19 protein-coding genes are annotated in these 17,747 nt (G+C 47.5%); 17 read left to right on the top strand and 2 right to left on the bottom strand.

Going from position 1 to position 17,747, the window contains the following annotated elements; translation table 11 throughout:
• Positions 1-111 precede the first annotated feature (111 nt).
• From KNO78_RS06085 to KNO78_RS06050, 8 genes are all read left to right on the top strand, one after another.
• Positions 112-1,143, top strand: a complete 1,032-nt coding sequence (locus KNO78_RS06085; RefSeq protein ID WP_074036529.1) for a glyceraldehyde-3-phosphate dehydrogenase — start codon at positions 112-114, stop codon at positions 1,141-1,143.
• 232 nt (positions 1,144-1,375) lie between these two features.
• A complete protein-coding gene (speD, locus tag KNO78_RS06080) occupies positions 1,376-1,762 on the top strand; it encodes an adenosylmethionine decarboxylase (RefSeq protein WP_012726707.1) in 387 nt (128 codons plus the stop codon).
• A 112-nt stretch (positions 1,763-1,874) separates the two neighbouring features.
• A complete protein-coding gene (locus KNO78_RS06075) occupies positions 1,875-2,246 on the top strand; it encodes a hypothetical protein (RefSeq protein WP_031423166.1) in 372 nt (123 codons plus the stop codon).
• Between the two features lie 12 nt (positions 2,247-2,258).
• Entirely contained in the window at positions 2,259-2,726 is a 468-nt protein-coding gene (nrdR, locus tag KNO78_RS06070) for a transcriptional regulator NrdR (RefSeq protein ID WP_012726705.1), read from the top strand.
• A 41-nt stretch (positions 2,727-2,767) separates the two neighbouring features.
• Positions 2,768-4,120 carry a DnaD domain protein gene (locus KNO78_RS06065; protein WP_012726704.1) on the top strand — a complete coding sequence of 451 codons (1,353 nt, stop codon included), beginning with the start codon at positions 2,768-2,770 and terminating at the stop codon, positions 4,118-4,120.
• Positions 4,121-4,124: 4 nt separating this feature from the next.
• Complete coding sequence (gene dnaI / locus KNO78_RS06060) at positions 4,125-5,039, top strand: primosomal protein DnaI (protein WP_074036533.1); 915 nt, start codon at positions 4,125-4,127, stop codon at positions 5,037-5,039.
• Between the two features lie 299 nt (positions 5,040-5,338).
• Entirely contained in the window at positions 5,339-7,282 is a 1,944-nt protein-coding gene (gene thrS / locus KNO78_RS06055) for a threonine--tRNA ligase (RefSeq protein ID WP_214690730.1), read from the top strand.
• Between the two features lie 103 nt (positions 7,283-7,385).
• On the top strand, positions 7,386-8,258 hold the full coding sequence (locus tag KNO78_RS06050; protein ID WP_084543060.1) for a DUF1002 domain-containing protein: 873 nt from the start codon (positions 7,386-7,388) through the stop codon (positions 8,256-8,258).
• Positions 8,259-8,288: 30 nt separating this feature from the next.
• On the opposite strand, the gene KNO78_RS06045 is transcribed toward KNO78_RS06050, so the two are convergent.
• Positions 8,289-8,498, bottom strand: coding sequence for a hypothetical protein (locus KNO78_RS06045; protein ID WP_214690731.1), 210 nt, complete (start codon positions 8,496-8,498; stop codon positions 8,289-8,291).
• 341 nt (positions 8,499-8,839) lie between these two features.
• On the opposite strand from KNO78_RS06045, the gene infC reads away from it, so the two are divergent.
• The 9 genes from infC (at position 8,840) to pheT (ending at position 16,391) form a co-directional block, all read left to right on the top strand.
• Positions 8,840-9,370 carry a translation initiation factor IF-3 gene (infC, locus tag KNO78_RS06040; protein WP_012726698.1) on the top strand — a complete coding sequence of 177 codons (531 nt, stop codon included), beginning with the start codon at positions 8,840-8,842 and terminating at the stop codon, positions 9,368-9,370.
• Between the two features lie 30 nt (positions 9,371-9,400).
• Entirely contained in the window at positions 9,401-9,595 is a 195-nt protein-coding gene (gene rpmI / locus KNO78_RS06035) for a 50S ribosomal protein L35 (RefSeq protein ID WP_012726697.1), read from the top strand.
• A 28-nt stretch (positions 9,596-9,623) separates the two neighbouring features.
• Entirely contained in the window at positions 9,624-9,983 is a 360-nt protein-coding gene (rplT, locus tag KNO78_RS06030) for a 50S ribosomal protein L20 (protein WP_012726696.1), read from the top strand.
• Positions 9,984-10,069: 86 nt separating this feature from the next.
• Positions 10,070-10,324 (top strand): hypothetical protein, encoded by a 255-nt coding sequence (locus KNO78_RS06025; protein ID WP_214690732.1) that lies wholly within the window; start codon positions 10,070-10,072, stop codon positions 10,322-10,324.
• A 24-nt stretch (positions 10,325-10,348) separates the two neighbouring features.
• A complete protein-coding gene (locus KNO78_RS06020) occupies positions 10,349-10,831 on the top strand; it encodes a dUTP diphosphatase (RefSeq protein WP_159562524.1) in 483 nt (160 codons plus the stop codon).
• A 19-nt stretch (positions 10,832-10,850) separates the two neighbouring features.
• Complete coding sequence (locus KNO78_RS06015) at positions 10,851-11,930, top strand: M42 family metallopeptidase (RefSeq protein ID WP_031423180.1); 1,080 nt, start codon at positions 10,851-10,853, stop codon at positions 11,928-11,930.
• A gap of 1 nt (position 11,931) precedes the next feature.
• Positions 11,932-12,678: a TrmH family RNA methyltransferase gene (locus tag KNO78_RS06010; RefSeq protein ID WP_159562522.1), complete on the top strand. Its 747-nt coding sequence runs from the start codon at positions 11,932-11,934 to the stop codon at positions 12,676-12,678.
• A 302-nt stretch (positions 12,679-12,980) separates the two neighbouring features.
• Positions 12,981-14,003, top strand: coding sequence for a phenylalanine--tRNA ligase subunit alpha (pheS, locus tag KNO78_RS06005; RefSeq protein ID WP_159562521.1), 1,023 nt, complete (start codon positions 12,981-12,983; stop codon positions 14,001-14,003).
• 12 nt (positions 14,004-14,015) lie between these two features.
• Positions 14,016-16,391 carry a phenylalanine--tRNA ligase subunit beta gene (pheT, locus tag KNO78_RS06000; protein ID WP_214690733.1) on the top strand — a complete coding sequence of 792 codons (2,376 nt, stop codon included), beginning with the start codon at positions 14,016-14,018 and terminating at the stop codon, positions 16,389-16,391.
• Between the two features lie 41 nt (positions 16,392-16,432).
• Here pheT and KNO78_RS05995 read toward each other — a convergent pair whose 3' ends face one another.
• Positions 16,433-17,455, bottom strand: a complete 1,023-nt coding sequence (locus tag KNO78_RS05995; RefSeq protein ID WP_074036553.1) for a PTS sugar transporter subunit IIC — start codon at positions 17,453-17,455, stop codon at positions 16,433-16,435.
• Positions 17,456-17,747: the final 292 nt, after the last annotated feature.

Here is a 17,747-nt window from a genome sequence, read left to right as displayed (position 1 = left end):
ATTTTCAAAAAATAAACAAAGAAAAACGAAAAAAATGTGACGAATCATAGTGAAAACGCTTACAGCTATCCGTTATAATGAAACCGTAATGTAGAAAAAGGGGGATCTATCATGGGGACAAAAGTGGCAATTAACGGATTTGGTCGAATCGGAAGAATGGTATTTCGAAAATTGATGCTCGAGGGACGTCATGAAGTGGTGGCGATTAACGCAAGTTATCCGGCGGAAACACTTGCGCATCTTATTAAACATGACTCGATTCACGGTCCATTCGGATTGACAGTACGTGCGCATGGGGATGCGCTCGAAGTCGATGGGAAACGGATTGAACTTATTTCGGAACGTGATCCATCACGGTTGCCTTGGTCAGACCTTGAAATCGACATCGTCGTCGAAGCGACCGGGAAGTTTAACTCCGATAGCGGGGCAAGACTTCATCTTGAGGCAGGCGCGAAAAAAGTGATTTTGACCGCACCGGGTAAAGGGGACTTACGCACGATCGTGATGGGGGTCAATGATCGTGACTATCGCCCGGAGGAAGACCATATCATTTCAAACGCATCGTGTACGACGAACTGTCTCGGACCTGTCGTGAAGGTCTTGCATTCGACGTTCGGTATCGAGACGGGACTGATTACGACAGTACACGCCTATACGAACGACCAGAACAATATTGACAACCCGCATAAAGATTTGCGGCGCGCGCGTGCGTGTGGCAGTTCCATCATCCCGACATCAACGGGAGCGGCTAAGGCGATTGGTCTGGTGATGCCGGAACTACAAGGGAAGTTAAACGGAATGGCACTCCGTGTACCGACTCCGAACGTATCACTTGTCGACTTGGTCGTCGAACTCCACCGAGATGTTACGGTCGATGAAGTCAATGAAGCGTTTGAACGGGCAGCGTATGGAGAAATGACGGGTATTTTAGGCGTTTCTCACGAACCGCTCGTCTCTATCGATTTTAACGGGGACGATCGCTCGTCGATTATCGACATGGATTCGACGATGGTACTCGGAGGGAATCATGTCAAAGTACTCGCATGGTATGACAATGAATGGGGCTACTCATGCCGTGTCGTGGACTTGTTGGATATGGTGGCCAGCTATCTTCAAATCGGGCAACAAGAAACACACGCCTAAAAAATATTACGTGCGGAGAAATATTTTTTAGATTTTTTTATCAAATGTCTTGTAACGACGTCCCAAACACGTTACACTCAATTTCGTGAACTTCAATTGGTCTGACAAACGCAACTTAAAGGGTTAGGACCTCTTAGGACTAACTTGCCCCCGTGGTTGTGGGCGATTCAGGCACAAAGTGAGTGATCATCAACTACTTTGAGACCATTGATGTAAAGGGGGATCCACTAATATGGATACTATGGGACGTCACATTATTACAGAACTTTGGGAGTGCAATCCCGACAAATTAAATGATATCGACTACATCGAGCGTTTGTTCGTCGATGCTGCTCTTCGTTCGGGCGCTGAAGTCCGCGAAGTTGCATTCCACAAATTTGCGCCACACGGTGTAAGTGGAGTCGTCATCATTTCAGAATCACACTTAACGATTCACAGTTTCCCAGAACATGGCTATGCGTCAGTTGACGTGTTTACATGTGGAGATCGAATCGATCCGGCTACAGCATCGCAGTATATTGCTGAAGGATTGGATGCAAAAGTACGTGAAGATGTGAAACTTGAGCGTGGAATGGGACCAATTCGTGTTCCGGAAGCGCAAGTGGCAATCAGCAAATAAATCAGATTGACCTTTTGAGGCTGACCGTTTAACGGTCAGCCCTTTTAATTGTTTTGTTGTCGCCTTAATTTTGATATGCTTAACGTATATAACTCAGGCGTTGAGGTGGATTATGGGACTGTTAGATAAGTTACAAACACATATTGAAACGAAAGATACACATAAAAATGAAATGCTCCAAACACGTTACTATGCGGCATCGTCACATGCGATGTTGCAATGGTTAGAAGGAAAAATTCAAGAGAACGGTCAGACGGTTCGTCGAATCGATGCGAATCGAGGAGAACTTTCGTTTCTCGGAGAAGGCTGGGACGGGCTCATCACGATTGTACAAGTGGATGGCGGCCGGACGGCTGTCGATTTTACATTAAACCGTGAACAGCGACTCGGTGCAGACCTTTCGCAAATTGTATCGCACTACTACGAGGCGCTCACGCAACAATTCCCGTTACGTGCCATTGGTAATAAAACAGTCGAACGATAAGGAGGTTTGAGCATGCGTTGTCCGAAATGTGATCATAATGGAACGAGAGTGCTCGATTCCCGTCCGGTGCAAGACCATTATTCGATTCGACGTCGTCGTGAATGTGAAAAATGTGGGTATCGGTTTACAACGTTTGAGACGGTTGAACAGACACCGCTCATCATTGTTAAAAAAGATGGAAATCGTGAAGAGTTCAGTCGTGAAAAAGTGCTTCGCGGCATTATTCGGGCGTGCGAGAAACGACCTGTCACACTTGAACAGCTCGAAGGGGTTGTGACGAAAGTCGAACAGCAACTCCGTGCCCTCGCCCAGTCAGAAATTCCAAGTGAACAAGTAGGCGAGCTTGTGATGAATGAACTTGCACGAGTCGATGAAGTCGCATATGTTCGGTTTGCATCGGTTTATCGTCAATTCAAAGACATCACGGTGTTCTTTAAAGAACTTGAAGATTTAATGAAGCAAGAAAATTCGACCAACTAAAGGGCGGCCTGCTGGTCGCCCTTTTTTCAAGGGAGAGAGCCATGGAGAAAGAACGTACAATCTTTGGGACGGACGAATTGTTAATCATGAGTACCGGTCTAGTCGACCGTGAATCGTACCAGTCCCTTTACCACTTATATCAACCTGTCATCGGGGTGAAGGCGCTCGCACTCTATCAAACGTTATGGAGCGAACTAAAACCGGGCAAAATGAAATCCAACTATATGTCCCATAGTGCATTGTGTGAGATGTTGGAGTTCTCTATCAATGAGTTAATGGACAGTTTGTTCCGCTTAGAAGCGATCGGATTAGTGCGCACCTATAAAACAAAAGACGCTCGATTGACACAATACGTTTATCAGTTACGTGTTCCGCTTGCACCGCACACGTTTTTGAATGATGGGTTACTGTCGAGTTTCCTCTTCTATAAAGTCGGGGAAGTACGATTCAAACAACTACAAGGGCGTTTTACGATTGATCCGTTGCCTGCAGGTATCGTCGAAGTGACAAAGGATTTCAATGAAGTATTTGATGTCAAAGGAGTAAACCATCGTGCGTTCACACAAAAAAATTATGAAAAGCCGGACCGGGCTAAGATTGAGATCAACTATTCGTTCGATATGGAAATTGTGAAAAAACTGACGAATTTTCCAGTTGGATTTTTCACGAAAAAATTAGACGAAACGATCACAAAATTGGCCTACGTGTCACAACTCGATGAAGAGACGATGGCGGAAATGTTGAAAGAATATTTCGTACATGAGGCGTACCTGCCACTCAGCGAGCAAGAGAAGCGGGACGGTTGTCGTCAAATGGTTCTGCAGTTGAAGAAGAAACAGACGCGCCACCGGAAAGAGAAGACCGTCGAACTTGAACAGACGAAACTAGGAGATTTGCATGATCCCGAAGTGATGGAGTCCGCACACCCACATCAATATGTCTCGACGCTTCGGAAGACCCCGCAACTTTCAAAAAGTGATGAACAGTTAGTCATTGAACTCGTCGACACACTCGGTCTCGCGCCAGGGGTCATCAATGCGCTCTTCTATTACTGTATCGAAGTGAAGAAGCAGACGCGGCTGAGCGAGAACTATGTCTTGCGCATTGCGACGAGTTGGAAAACAGCGGGCTATACGAATGCAAAAGAAGCGCTAGAGCGTGAAGAATCTCAAGATGCGCTCATCGAGAAGAAACAGCAAAAACGTGAGAGTGTGCAACGCACCACAGTCGGGTCACGACGGAAACCCCAACAAGGGGATATGCCGAAATGGCTCGAGGACGAGGCGAAACAACAGCGCTCATACGACCAAGCGAGGAAAAAAGAACTCGAGTCGTCCGTACCGGATGACGCGGAACTTGTGAAACTATTAAATGAATTGAAAGAGAAGGGGTGAGGGGATGGAACGAATCAATCAGTCGCTGTCTCAGTTGATGAACCGAAAAGAAGTTCGGGAGGCGTACGAGTCGATTCGCAGACGTACACTGAACCACCCGGGTGTCATTGCATTTTTGAACGCTCATCCAGAGTTAGAGGAGAAGGCGATTGAAATCGGGTTTACCAAACTGAGTGAGTACGCGGAACAGATGGATGGAAAAACGTTCAGAGAAGATCAGGCCGTCATCCCAGGCCATCAACCGGTACTTTATGTCGATTTAGGACAGATTGCAATTCGATATGAAGAAACGGTCGCACATCGCCAGGCGAGACGACAAAAAGAAATGGACCGTAAATTCAAAAGTTTGTTTTTACCGGAAGAAGTTCGCGAGGCGAGTTTCGAATCTTTCGATTGGGGCGACGACGCGCGTAAAATCGCATTGCGTGAAGCGATGCGATTTGTAACAGGGATGAAGTCTCGTCAAAAAGTGAACGGCCTCTATCTCCATGGTAGTTTTGGCGTCGGGAAGACATATTTACTCGCCGCAATCGCCAATGAGTTGAAGGTGGCGGACATCGAGACGATTCTAGTCCATGCTCCGGGCTTTGTGTCGGAGGCGAAACGCAAAATTCGTACCGAGTCGTTCGACTCTTTCTTGACGTCGTTTCAACATGTGCCAGTCTTACTGATTGATGACATCGGAGCTGAAGCCATCAGTCCGTGGGTACGAGATGAATTGTTCGGGATCATTCTTCAGTATCGGATGATGCATCGCTTGCCGACGCTCTACAGTTCAAACTTTAGCGGAGAAGAACTCGAGACGCACTTTTCAATCGATGGTTCGCCGCAAAATAAAATGAAGGCACAGCGACTCATGCAACGTATTTCCACGACGACGACCCAAATTGAGTTAAAGGGTGAAAATCGCCGTCGGTAAAGGATTGTTTTTCTTTGGTGAGTTGACTATACTAAGAAGCATATAAAGGATGCATAGAAGAGGATATGGATCATCGAGACGAGTTTTAGCGAGGGAAGGGCGGTGGAAGCTTCCTAACGACGACGATGGATTTACTCCCTCAGAGCACCGTACGGGTCAATCGTGCGGCGATTCACACTCGTTATCGTGTGTTCGAGCCAAGCAGATTGCTTGGGAACGAGGGTGGTACCACGAGAATCAAAGCTCGTCCCTTTTTGAGGGATGGGCTTTTTTTATATTCATTTTTTGAGAGGGGACAGATGTACATGATTCAATTAACATTTCCAGATGGCGCGGTAAAAGAATTTGATGCAGGCGTCACAGCAGAAGACGTCGCGGGCTCGATCAGTCCGGGACTTCGTAAAAAGGCAATCGCAGCAAAACTAGACGGAGAACTCATCGACTATCGTCGTCCAATCGAACATGACGGCAAAATCGAACTCGTGATGCCGGACTCGGAAGATGGTCTTGATTTGATGCGTCACTCGTCAGCGCACTTGATGGCTCAAGCGATCAAACGGTTATACGGAGAAGACAACAACATCTATCTCGGAATTGGACCGACGATTGAGAACGGGTTCTATTACGATATCGAGATGGATCGTCGCATCAATGAGGAAGACCTTCCTGAAATCGAAAAGATGATGAAACGCATCGTCGACGAAAACTTAGAAATCACACGTGAAGTCGTTTCTCGTGACGAGGCGCTCGCTCGTTATAAAGAATTGGGAGATCCGCTCAAGATTGAGTTGATTGAGGACATTCCTGCTGATCAAACTCTTACAATCTATCATCAAGGTGAGTTCTTTGACCTTTGCCGTGGACCTCACGTCCCGTCAACATCGAAGTTGAAAATCTTCAAATTGATGAGCGTGGCTGGTGCCTACTGGCGCGGGGACTCAGACAATAAGATGCTACAGCGTATTTACGGGACAGCGTGGGCGACGAAAGAACAACTCGCTGAACACTTGCGTCTTCTTGAAGAGGCGAAAGAACGCGACCATCGTAAACTCGGGAAAGAACTCGACCTCTTCTTCGTTTCACAAGAAGTCGGTCAAGGGCTTCCGATGTGGCTTCCGAAAGGGGCTTCGATACGTCGTACGGTCGAGCGCTACATCGTTGATAAAGAACTCGAACTCGGATATCAACATGTCTACACACCGGTTCTCGGTTCGGTCGACTTGTATAAGACATCTGGTCATTGGGATCACTATCAAGAAGACATGTTCCCGAAAATGGAGATGGACAACGAAGAACTCGTCCTTCGTCCGATGAACTGCCCGCACCACATGACAATCTACAAACATGAGCCACGTTCGTACCGCGAACTTCCACTTCGAATCGCTGAGCTTGGTGGGATGCACCGTTACGAGATGTCAGGGGCGCTCACAGGTCTACAACGTGTTCGTTATATGGTATTGAATGATGGACATACGTTCGTTACACCTGAACAGATGAAGCAAGAATTCAAAGACATCGTTCATTTGATTCAAGAAGTATACGCTGACTTTGGCATAAAAGATTATCGTTTCCGTCTCTCGTATCGCGATCCTGCTGATAAAGAGAAGTATTTCGATAACGATGCCATTTGGGAAATGGCACAAAGTCAGTTGAAAGAAACGATGGACGAGCTCGAACTTCCGTACTTTGAAGCAGAAGGCGAAGCGGCATTTTACGGACCGAAACTTGACGTACAAGTACGGACGGCACTTGGGAAAGAAGAGACGCTCTCGACTGTCCAACTCGACTTCTTGCTTCCGGAACGTTTCGATTTGACATACACTGGGCCAGACGGTAAGGACCATCGTCCAATCGTCTTGCACCGTGGTGTCGTCTCGACGATGGAACGGTTTGTCGCTTACTTGATTGAAGAGTATAAAGGCGCGTTCCCGACATGGCTCGCACCGGTCCAAGTCAAGTTGATCCCGGTTTCACACGTCCACGACGAATACGTCGCAGAAGTGAAAGCAGAACTGGTCAAACGTGGTGTCCGTGTCGAAACGGATCTCCGTGACGAGAAACTAGGCTATAAGATTCGTGAAGCACAAATGAAGAAGATTCCGATGACGCTCGTTCTTGGCGATAAAGAGCGAGATGAGCGTGCGGTCAATATTCGCCGCTACGGTCAGCAGGAACAAGTTTCTGTTTCACTTGATGAATTCATCGCATCGCTCACAGATGAGATTGCGAACCGTTCACGTTAAGTGAGGGACCACCTTTCCAACCAGAAAGGTGGTTTTTTTCGGTCTATAGACGGATGTGTATTTGGTCATCTACACGTATCGTAAACGTAAGGAGTGATACTTAATGAATTATATGAAGCCAGTATTGGCACTTACTATTGGAGCGGTTGCGTTCACAGGAGCGCTTCCGAAAGTCGGAGCGGAGGCAATCGTCAATGATACGATTGTGACCCTCGGTGAATCATTATCTTCAGAGCAACAAAAATGGGTACTTGAGCGTATGGATGCCCCAGAAGGAATCGAACCCATTATCGCGACTGCCGCAGATGAAGAAAAGTATTTAGGTGATTCGGTCCCGCAAGCACAACGTGGAGGCGGCATGTACTCGTCTGCCCGAATCAAGTTGACGAACGGGACTGGTCTTGATATTCAGACGGAAAACGTGACGTGGGTCACGAAAGATATGTATGCGAACGCCCTCGTCACGGCGGGTGTGACGGATGCCGATATTTATATCACGTCACCGATTAACGTGACGGGTACCTCGGCCTTGACGGGAATTATGAAGGCATATGATCAGACCGCGGCCGAGACCGGGATTGAACTGTCGGATGAACGAAAAGAATTGGCGCAAGAAGAGCTGGCGGTCACGTCTGAAATCGGTAAGACAGTCGGACAAGAGGACGTAGCAGGTCTCATGAACGAGATTAAAGCGGAAATCGCAAATCAGATGCCAGAGACAAATATTGAGATTCGTGACATCGTCATTCAAGTATTGAATCAAAATAACGTTCAGTTGTCTGAGGGTCAACTCGATCAACTGACGACGCTATTCGAAAACATGCAGCAAGCAAATCTTGATTGGTCAGCAATCAGTAGTGGATTGAAAGATGCGGGTCAAGATGTGCAGGCATTCCTTGAACAAGAAGAAGTAAAAGGATTCTTTGCCCGATTGTTTGAGGCCATCGGTAACTTCTTCAAATCGCTTACAAACTAGGTGGTACTAAAAAGGGGCAGACGCCCTTTTTTAGTACCACCGTTTATGGATATAATTCTGAGCCGACTCATGGTCATCGACGATTTTTAAAGTAATGCGATTCATTTCTTCTAATAAGTCTGTTAATACCGCCTGTAATTTTTCGTCTTCTAGCCCATGTGCTTGCATCGTCTTACTGACAATCTGCTGGACTTGATCATGGTAGTCATGTTCTCGCGATATATCTTTTCGCCAGTTCATGTCGATCCCTCCTTTGATATTTCATTATTCCCTTTGAAAAGGTATTGCGAAACGAGAGAATGACTGGTATCATCATAAAAGTGTGAGCTACCAATTATTCATGCGCGATATCTTGACATCTTTTCCTGCTAGTGCTAAGATGACATAGTGATTAAAAACAACAAAGCAGAAGCACCCGCTTTTCACCTCGTCTGAGAGTCATCAGGCAGGTCCATCAAGTTCTTGGTTCATTCGGCATCGTCTGCCGTTTTATGACCTCAACTGATGTGTGGGTGGGAAACTGCCGACGCTTTTTTTATTGCCATGTTGTCTTGTCAATCTAAATCTCGTGCAATCGCACGATGGAGGTGCTAACCATTAGCAAAGAGCTCTTTATCAACGAAAACATTCGTGCCCGTGAAGTACGTCTCATTGGCGCAGACGGTGCACAACTCGGTGTGACATCACGTAACGATGCGTTACGTTTAGCTGAAGAAGCGGAACTAGACCTCGTCTTAGTCGCGGATAAAGCAAATCCACCGGTCGCTAAAATTATGGATTATGGGAAGTACCGTTTCGAACTCCAGAAAAAGGAGAAAGAAGCGCGTAAAAACCAAAAAGTCATCCAAATGAAAGAAGTACGTCTCAGTCCAACAATCGAGGACAACGATTTCCAAACAAAATTGCGTAATGCACGCAAGTTCCTTGAAAAAGGAAACAAAGTGAAGGCTTCGATTCGTTTCCGCGGACGTGCCATCACACACTCGGAAATCGGGAAACGTGTTTTGGACAAAATGGCAGCGGAATGTGCCGATTTGGCAACAGTTGAACAAAAGCCGAAGATGGAAGGACGCAGCATGTTCTTAGTGCTGGCTCCGAACAAAGAAGATTAATTATCGATTCTCAGTGGGGAGGAAATACTCATGCCGAAAATGAAATCGCACCGCGGTGCTTCAAAACGTTTCAAACGTACAGCATCAGGTAAACTCAAGCGTTCACACGCTTACACAAGTCACTTGTTCGCAAACAAATCGACTAAAGCGAAACGTAAGCTCCGTAAAGGCGCTATCGTATCAGCTGGAGACTTCAAACGCATTCGCAACATGATCGCGAAGTAATACAGAAACAATTTAGGAGGGAATCCATATGCCACGCGTAAAAGGCGGTTATACGACTCGTCAACGTCGTAAAAAGCAAATTAAACTTGCCAAAGGATACTTTGGTTCGAAACACATTCTATTTAAAGTAGCAAAACAACAGGTCATGAAGTCACTCATGTACGCTTACCGTGACCGTCGTCAGAAGAAACGTGATTTCCGTCGTCTTTGGATCACACGTATCAATGCGGCAGCACGTACAAACGGTCTCTCATACAGCCGTATGATGCACGGCCTTAAGCTTGCAGGAATCGACATCAACCGTAAGATGCTTGCTGAGCTTGCTGTGACAGATGCACAGGCATTCGCGTCACTCGCTGAAACAGCTAAATCAAAATTGAACGCGTAATCGTTCAATCGACAGCGCCGAGACACTCTCTCGGCGCTTTCTTTTTTCTTTAGAATTTCTTAGAATTAAGAGAAGGAGGAAAGCGTATGAATCAATCGGTTGTTGCGATCGTCGCCTTAGCGCTCATTATCTTGAACGTTTACACTTATATCCAAGCGAAACAGTATGCGCAAGGAAAAGGTGACTTTAACGTCCTATACGCCTATGCAGGAGGAGCCATCGGTGCCTTGTTCGGTCTTCATTTGACTCGGAAGAAGGCTGTTCATGCCCCAAAACTGCTTCAATTACAAGTATTGATTTTAGCATTAGGCTGGTCTTTAATGATTTTAGTACTGCTATAAGTGGAGACAGAGGAGGAACATCCGGTGAACTGGACAACATTGTTTGATCGGCAGCGCGAATTAGACGAGCGGATCAAAGTACAACATGGATTATCCGGCAATCAATTCGATGAACGGTTACTGGCGCTGCTTGTCGAGCTCGGTGAACTGGCTAACGAAACACGTAGCTTTAAGTTTTGGTCGAAGAAAGGACCGTCGCCTCAAGATGTGATCTTAGAAGAATATGTAGACGGCATTCATTTCTTACTGTCACTTGGTCTTGCGCTTGGGTATGAACGAGATGCGTTTCCTGCGGGAAGTTCATATCTTGATGCGACTGATGCTTTTTTAGATATTTATCGAAAAGTGACGAATTTTGGTCTTTCAAAAACGGAAGCCATGTACGAGACGCTGATGGCAGCTTATCTCGAACTTGGTTATACGCTCGGTTTTAATGAGCAACTCATTTTGCTGGCATACATGAATAAAAATGAAGTAAACCATGAGCGACAAAATCAAGGATATTAATGAAAAGGAGCGGATTGGTATGAATGAATCGTTACATATGTTAAAACGTTTGACGGATGCAACAGGCGTCCCGGGCAATGAGGGAGAAGTCCGTCAATTGATGCGTGAATACCTCGAACCACACGTCGAGTCGTTTGAACAGGATGGTCTCGGAAGTCTATTTGGTCAAGTGACAGGAGATGCTGAAGGTCCACGTGTCATGATTGCGGGTCACATGGATGAAGTCGGCTTCATGGTGACACGTGTGGAAGAAGGCGGTTTCCTTCGTTTCCAAGCGCTCGGTGGCTGGTGGAACCAAGTGCTGTTGGCACAGCGAATGGATGTTGTCACACGGTCTGGTGAAAAGATTCCCGGTGTCATTGGTGCGAAACCACCTCACGTCCTACCGCTCGAGGCACGAAAAAAACCCGTTGAAATCAAAGATATGTTCTTAGATATCGGTGCCACGTCGAAAGACGAAGTGGCTGATTGGGGAATTCGTCCAGGCGATACGGTCGTGCCCCATTGTGAATTCACTGTCATGAAAAATGAGAACTTCTTGATGGCGAAGGCATGGGACAACCGAATCGGATGTGCGATTGCCATCGAAGCAGCAAAACGTCTGAAGGAAGATTCATTCCCTGGCGTCGTCTATACAGGAGCGACGGTACAGGAAGAAGTCGGATTACGTGGAGCGGTTACCGCTGCCAACTTGATTCGCCCGGATGTCGCGATTGCTGTCGATACAGGCATTCCAAGTGATACACCAGGAATGACCCAAGCAGAAGGGTTGTCAAAACTTGGTGACGGTGTGCAAGTCATCTTCTTTGATGCGACCACCGTCACGAACCCACGCCTTGTCGACCTCATCGTTGACGTCGCAAAAGAACAAGACATCAAATATCAATTGGATTTAACGCCAGGCGGTGGCACAGATGCTGGGCGATTCCACCTTTCTGGGATCGGGATGCCGGCTATCGCATTGACAGTGCCAGTCCGCTATTTACACACGAACGTGTCAATCATCCATAAAGATGATTACGAGGCAGCGGTTCAACTCGTTGTCGCATTGACAAAACGTTTAGACCACGAAACGGTCCAATGGTTGAAAGAGGGATAATATGACGAAGATTACGTCTACGAAGAGCGAGACGATTAAACGATTAAAACGATTGATGACGAAAAAAGGTCGTCAAGAAACGGGTCAATTCCTAGTAGAAGGAGAGCATTTGGTGGACGAGGCCATTCGTGCCGGTCGACTCGTCCAACTCATCATGGCTGAGTCGTATTCACCGAAAGGAACGTGGCGTCTTGAGGATATGCCGGTTCTCGAGTTATCCGACCACGTTGCTGACCTTCTTTCCGAAACAGAAAAGACCCAAGGCGTGTTTGCCGTTGTCAAGATGACACCGGTTGAACGTAAGATGAAGAAAGTACTCGTACTTGACCGAGTACAAGATCCGGGTAATCTCGGTACGATGATTCGAACAGCAGATGCTGCCGGATTCGATACCGTGCTACTCGGGAAAGGAACGGTCGATCCGTTCAACGCCAAAGTCGTGCGTGCCACACAAGGATCGCTGTTTCACGTGAACGTGACCACGGTCGACTTGCTTGAAAAATTACCTGAGTTGAAAGAGGATGGCTTCCACGTATATGGGACTGCCCTCTCAAAGGCGACATCGTATGAGCAAGTTGCATTCGAAGACAAGGTGGCCCTCGTGATTGGGAATGAGGCGCAAGGGGTCCATGCTGATGTATTGGCACTCTGTGACACACGTGTGCATATTCCAGTGCTTGGTGATGCAGAATCGCTCAACGCGGCGGTCGCTGCAGGCATTTTAATGTATCGCATCGCTTTACAATAATCTTGTCAGCACGTGAAAAACGTGATAGGTTAAACACATCGATGAATAAGATATGACGTTGAAAGAACATAGTAAGCGAATGACCGATTCCGTTCAGGGAGCAATGGCCGTGACTGAGAGCCTTTGCCGGACTCGTCGCTGAATTCACTCTGGAGTCGTGTTGGAGACAACACCGGTTTGGCATCACGATAACGATGCTCTCAAGTGGGCCATGAATTGGCCAAGTAGGGTGGTACCGCGATGATTCGTCCCTTCAGTCAACGACTGAAGGGACTTTTTTATGTAGAGGAGGAAGCGAACACATGAAAGAACAATTAGAACAGTTACAAGTGGAAGCGTTAGAAGAAATCAAACAAGCATCCACACAAAAATCATTGAATGACGTCCGCATCAAATATTTAGGGAAAAAGGGACCGATGACTGAAGTACTTCGTGGCATGGGTAAATTATCTGCTGAGGAACGTCCGGTCATCGGTGAGTTGGCCAATACCGTTCGTACCGCGATTCAAAGCACACTCGATGCTCGAATCGAAGAAGTGAAGGCGATTGAATTAGAGGAAAAGTTAAAAGCGGAAACGCTTGATGTGACACTCCCGGGACGGACATCGACTCCTGGCCATAGCCATCTCTTGCAACAAATCATCGACGAGATGGAAGATTTGTTCGTTGGACTCGGATATACGATTGCTGAAGGTCCTGAAGTCGAGACCGATCTCTATAACTTCGAAATGCTGAACTTGCCGAAAGATCATCCGGCACGAGACATGCAAGACTCGTTCTATATCACGGAAGAGACGTTGCTTCGTACTCATACATCTCCTGTACAGGCTCGCACGATGTTGGAGGCGAATGGGAAGCCGATTCGCATCATCTGTCCAGGTAAAGTGTATCGTCGTGATGAAGACGATGCGACGCATTCGCATCAATTCATGCAAATCGAAGGATTGGTTGTCGATGAATCCATCTCGATGGCTGACTTAAAAGGGACACTTGAAGTGTTCGTGAAGCAGTTATTCGGTGAAACGCGCGAAATTCGTCTTCGTCCAAGCTTCTTCCCGTTCACGGAACCATCGGTCGAAGTCGACATCTCTTGCTTCAAGTGTGGCGGGAAAGGGTGTAACGTCTGTAAAGGAACCGGTTGGATCGAGATTCTCGGAGGCGGAATGGTCCATCCTCATGTATTGGAGATGGCTGGCTATGACTCATCAAAAGTGTCAGGATTCGCATTCGGAATCGGAGTGGAGCGTATGGCGATGCTCAAACACGGCGTCGATGACATCCGTCATTTCTACACAAATGACTTACGTTTCATCGAGCAATTCTAAGGAGGAAGACAGATGTTACTTTCAAAAAAATGGTTGAATCAATATATTGATGTATCCGATTTAAGCGGCGAAGCGCTCGGTGACTTGATTACGAAGAACGGAATCGAAGTCGAAAGTGTGACAAATCGTGGGGAAGGACTTTCTGGGATCGTCGTCGGACGGGTCCTTTCATGTGAGAAACATCCAGAAGCGGATAAGTTAAACGTGACGAAAGTGGATATCGGAGAGTGTGACCCTGTTCAAATCGTCTGTGGCGCACCGAACGTGCGCGAAGGGCAACATGTAATCGTGGCCAAAGTCGGCGCACGCTTACCAGGACTTAAAATCAAAAAAGCAAAACTTCGTGGTGTCGAATCACAAGGGATGATTTGTTCACTCGAAGAGCTCGGCTTTGAGAAGAAACAAATTCGGGAAGACGAGCAGGATGGGATCCATACATTCCGTGAATCGGTACAAGTCGGTGCAGATGTGCTCGATTTGCTCGACTTGGACGATGAGGTCATCGAACTCGGTTTGACACCGAACCGTTCAGATTGCTTGAGCCTTTATGGAATCATTCATGAGGTTGCGGCCATCTTAGAACGTCCTTACACGTTGCCGACAGCAGATGTCACTTCATCATCCCCAACTGATGTATCCATCGAACTCGCAACGCAGAACTGTTCATATTACGCAGCTCGTGAAGTAAAAGGGGTAACGATTGCAGAATCGCCACAATGGCTAAAGAATATCTTGATCGCAGAAGGTGTCCGTCCAATCAACAACATTGTCGATGTGACGAACTACGTGATGCTTGAAATCGGACAACCGCTTCACGCATTCGATGCGAAGAAACTCGGCAACTCGATTGTAGTCCGTCAAGCCGAAAATGGAGAAGAAATGGTCACACTCGACGACGTGACACGCACGCTCGATACATCGATGATGGTCATTACGGACGGGAAAGCCCCGGTCGCCATCGCTGGCGTCATGGGTGGTGCCAATACAGAGGTAGATACTTCAACGACAGATATCGTTTTAGAGTCAGCGTACTTTGATCCGGCATCTGTACGCAAGACAAGCCGAACGCTCGGTCTTCGTTCAGATTCAAGCGCTCGTTTCGAAAAAGGCGTTGACCCAGAACGTGTCATGCTCGCGCTTGACCGTGCTGCGCAATTGATTGTCGAACTCGGTGGAGGAGCCATTCATGATGCGGTGCGTTCAGGTGAAGCCGAATCACGTGCCCGAGAAATCCAAGTGTCGATTGACTATATAAACAAGCGTTTAGGGATGACACTCGATCGTCAGACGATCGTTCACATCTTAGAGCGTCTCGGTCTCGCGACAGAAGGGGATGACGTGCTGACAGTACACATTCCATCGCGCCGTCCGGATTTAGAGCTTCCGGCTGACATCACAGAAGAAGTGGCACGTCTATACGGATATGATAGTCTCCCGTCGACGTTACCTGCCTCACAATCGAAAGGGTATTTGCCAGCAATCAACGTACTGCGCAGACAGACACGTCGTTTGTTACAAGGAGTCGGCTTATCACAAGCCATTACTTACTCGTTAACGAGTGAGGCGCATGCGACACGCTTCGGTGGGAAAGACGATCAGCTCGTCCGATTGGCGATGCCGATGAGTGAAGAACGCTCTGTCCTTCGTACGTCGCTCGTCCCTGGATTGTTGGAGGCGGCGCGCTACAACACGGCGCGTCAACAATCGAACGTCGCACTTTATGAAACAGGACGTGTCTATACGGAGCACGGAGAAACGTTACCGCGTGAGAAAGAACGGGTGGCCGGCGTTGTCGCAGGTCTTTGGATGGACCATCGTTCGCAAGGAACACGGATTCCGGTCGACTATTTCGTCGCAAAAGGGATTGTCGACACGTTAGTCCAAACGCTTCGCCTAGATGTCACGTATGAGGCTGTATCGATGCCCGATATGCACCCAGGCCGCACGGCGAACATCTTGATGGACGGAGAGGTCATCGGATATGTCGGACAAGTGCATCCAGGAACATCGAAAGACGTCTACGGTATGAAGGAAGTGTATGTATTCGAACTCGACCTCTTGGCACTTCGTGGAGACGAGACACTTCTTTATCAAGACGTACCACGTTATCCATCGATTTCACGAGATTTGGCACTCGTCTTATCACGTGAGATTCCGGCTGGGACAGTGGAACAAACGATTCGCCAAGCGGCTGGTCCACTCTTGATTGACCTCGTCTTGTTTGACGTCTATACAGGGGAGAATGTTGGAGCGGATGAGAAATCGATTGCCTTCTCACTCAAGTTCCAAAACCCGTCACGAACGTTACAAGATGAAGAAGTAACGGCAGCATATGAAACGATCGTCGAGGCGGTCCGTGCGACACACGGCGCTGAACTTCGAGCGTAAAAAATAAGGAGCGTTGTCCACATGTGACAACGCTCCTTTTATTATTGAATCTCAAGTGCGAGATCGCCGAACTTGGTCCATCCGACAAGACTCGTCACACGATAAAGAGCCCATGTAATGAGTGCAGGGAGTACGACGCCGGTCATCGTGAAGATGAGAAAGGCATCCAACCCTTGGACCGCTAAAATCTGAAGCGGGGCAATCAAGGAGTTGAGCCCGAGACCCGCAATTTCATATGGGACTTGGAGTGAGAACATCAAAGTAGCAATCGGTGCGGAAATCATCGCGGCGATAAACGGTGGGACGACGATTCGTGGGTTTTTGATGATATTCGGAAACTGCACTTTCGGTGTGACAAAGAATGAGGCGACCAATCCACCTGGGTCGGTTTGACGATATGCCATTAAGGTAAATCCAACAAATTGAGCAGAGCAACCGATCAAGGCAGCGGCGCTAGCGACAGGGTCAAGTTGAAGCGCGATGGCGAGTGCGGCAGATGATGCAGGCGACATGAGCATGACACTGAAAACAAGTGCGATGACAAGAGATGTGGCAATCGGCGACGTTTCTACAGATGCGGTGATCCCTTGACTGATTGAGTTGATAAGAGGAGTCGTGACCGCTGCTGCAGCAACCCCAACGATTCCACCACCTAAAACGGCTGTGACCGGGACGACCATCATATCAAACTTTGTTTTGCCGAGGACACGTTTTCCGAGCCATACAGCGGCAGCCGCTGCAATCAGTGCGCTAATCGGTTGACCTGGAACGAGGACGAGTCCGCTTTCTGACGCTTTTAAAGCTGCACCGCCAATGGTTGCAGCAATCATGGCGCTAAATAGGATGAGCGTGTTGCTTCCGAGTTGAAACGCGACACCAGCGCCTAAAGCAGGTGCCAACAATGATTTGGCGACTTGTCCAATCTGTACGAGCATCGCGATTCCGCTCAAATTACCAATCGTCTCAATCAATAAACCGACACCGAGCGTGACGAGTACGGCATTTGCCATACCTGCTGAAATTTTTACCATTCGATCCATCATATACTGCTTCACTTCCATCATCTCCTCTATATCTTTATGTCAACAAAAAAACCTATCCATCAAGGATAGGCGCGGTTTCAATCTGCAGGCGCCTGTCCGATTACCACGGGAACAAGGGCCTGAAAAGTCGTTTTTTGAAAACAAAACGATTTCAGTCCCTCAGTCGAATAATAATCAGCAGGCTGTTCATATGTACGGGATTGGACATTTCGAGCATCTCCTCTTCGTTGGATTTGCTAAAGAATACCATCTATTTTTGTAATAATCAATATTTTCTGAAAATAAACACAAAAAAATTCAGGAAGCCCAGTGG

This window comes from Exiguobacterium sp. s132, from assembly GCF_018617235.1.
Taxonomy (GTDB): Bacteria; Bacillota; Bacilli; order Exiguobacteriales; family Exiguobacteriaceae; genus Exiguobacterium; species Exiguobacterium profundum.
The sequence above is the reverse complement of the archived record's forward strand: the minus strand, read 5'-3'. Positions and strand labels throughout refer to the sequence as shown.

Bases quoted from the DNA above. Each gene is read 5' to 3' on its own strand.
- speD (WP_012726707.1), top strand. From the start codon at position 1,376: ATGGATACTATGGGACGTCACATTATTACAGAACTTTGGGAGTGCAAT.
- infC (WP_012726698.1), top strand. From the start codon at position 8,840: ATGGAGGTGCTAACCATTAGCAAAGAGCTCTTTATCAACGAAAACATT.
- KNO78_RS06050 (WP_084543060.1), top strand. From the start codon at position 7,386: ATGAATTATATGAAGCCAGTATTGGCACTTACTATTGGAGCGGTTGCG.
- nrdR (WP_012726705.1), top strand. From the start codon at position 2,259: ATGCGTTGTCCGAAATGTGATCATAATGGAACGAGAGTGCTCGATTCC.
- pheS (WP_159562521.1), top strand. From the start codon at position 12,981: ATGAAAGAACAATTAGAACAGTTACAAGTGGAAGCGTTAGAAGAAATC.
- dnaI (WP_074036533.1), top strand. From the start codon at position 4,125: ATGGAACGAATCAATCAGTCGCTGTCTCAGTTGATGAACCGAAAAGAA.
- rpmI (WP_012726697.1), top strand. From the start codon at position 9,401: ATGCCGAAAATGAAATCGCACCGCGGTGCTTCAAAACGTTTCAAACGT.
- KNO78_RS06025 (WP_214690732.1), top strand. From the start codon at position 10,070: ATGAATCAATCGGTTGTTGCGATCGTCGCCTTAGCGCTCATTATCTTG.
- thrS (WP_214690730.1), top strand. From the start codon at position 5,339: ATGTACATGATTCAATTAACATTTCCAGATGGCGCGGTAAAAGAATTT.
- pheT (WP_214690733.1), top strand. From the start codon at position 14,016: ATGTTACTTTCAAAAAAATGGTTGAATCAATATATTGATGTATCCGAT.
- KNO78_RS06065 (WP_012726704.1), top strand. From the start codon at position 2,768: ATGGAGAAAGAACGTACAATCTTTGGGACGGACGAATTGTTAATCATG.
- KNO78_RS06010 (WP_159562522.1), top strand. From the start codon at position 11,932: ATGACGAAGATTACGTCTACGAAGAGCGAGACGATTAAACGATTAAAA.
- KNO78_RS06075 (WP_031423166.1), top strand. From the start codon at position 1,875: ATGGGACTGTTAGATAAGTTACAAACACATATTGAAACGAAAGATACA.
- KNO78_RS06085 (WP_074036529.1), top strand. From the start codon at position 112: ATGGGGACAAAAGTGGCAATTAACGGATTTGGTCGAATCGGAAGAATG.
- rplT (WP_012726696.1), top strand. From the start codon at position 9,624: ATGCCACGCGTAAAAGGCGGTTATACGACTCGTCAACGTCGTAAAAAG.
- KNO78_RS06015 (WP_031423180.1), top strand. From the start codon at position 10,851: ATGAATGAATCGTTACATATGTTAAAACGTTTGACGGATGCAACAGGC.
- KNO78_RS05995 (WP_074036553.1), bottom strand. From the start codon at position 17,455: ATGATGGAAGTGAAGCAGTATATGATGGATCGAATGGTAAAAATTTCA.
- KNO78_RS06045 (WP_214690731.1), bottom strand. From the start codon at position 8,498: ATGAACTGGCGAAAAGATATATCGCGAGAACATGACTACCATGATCAA.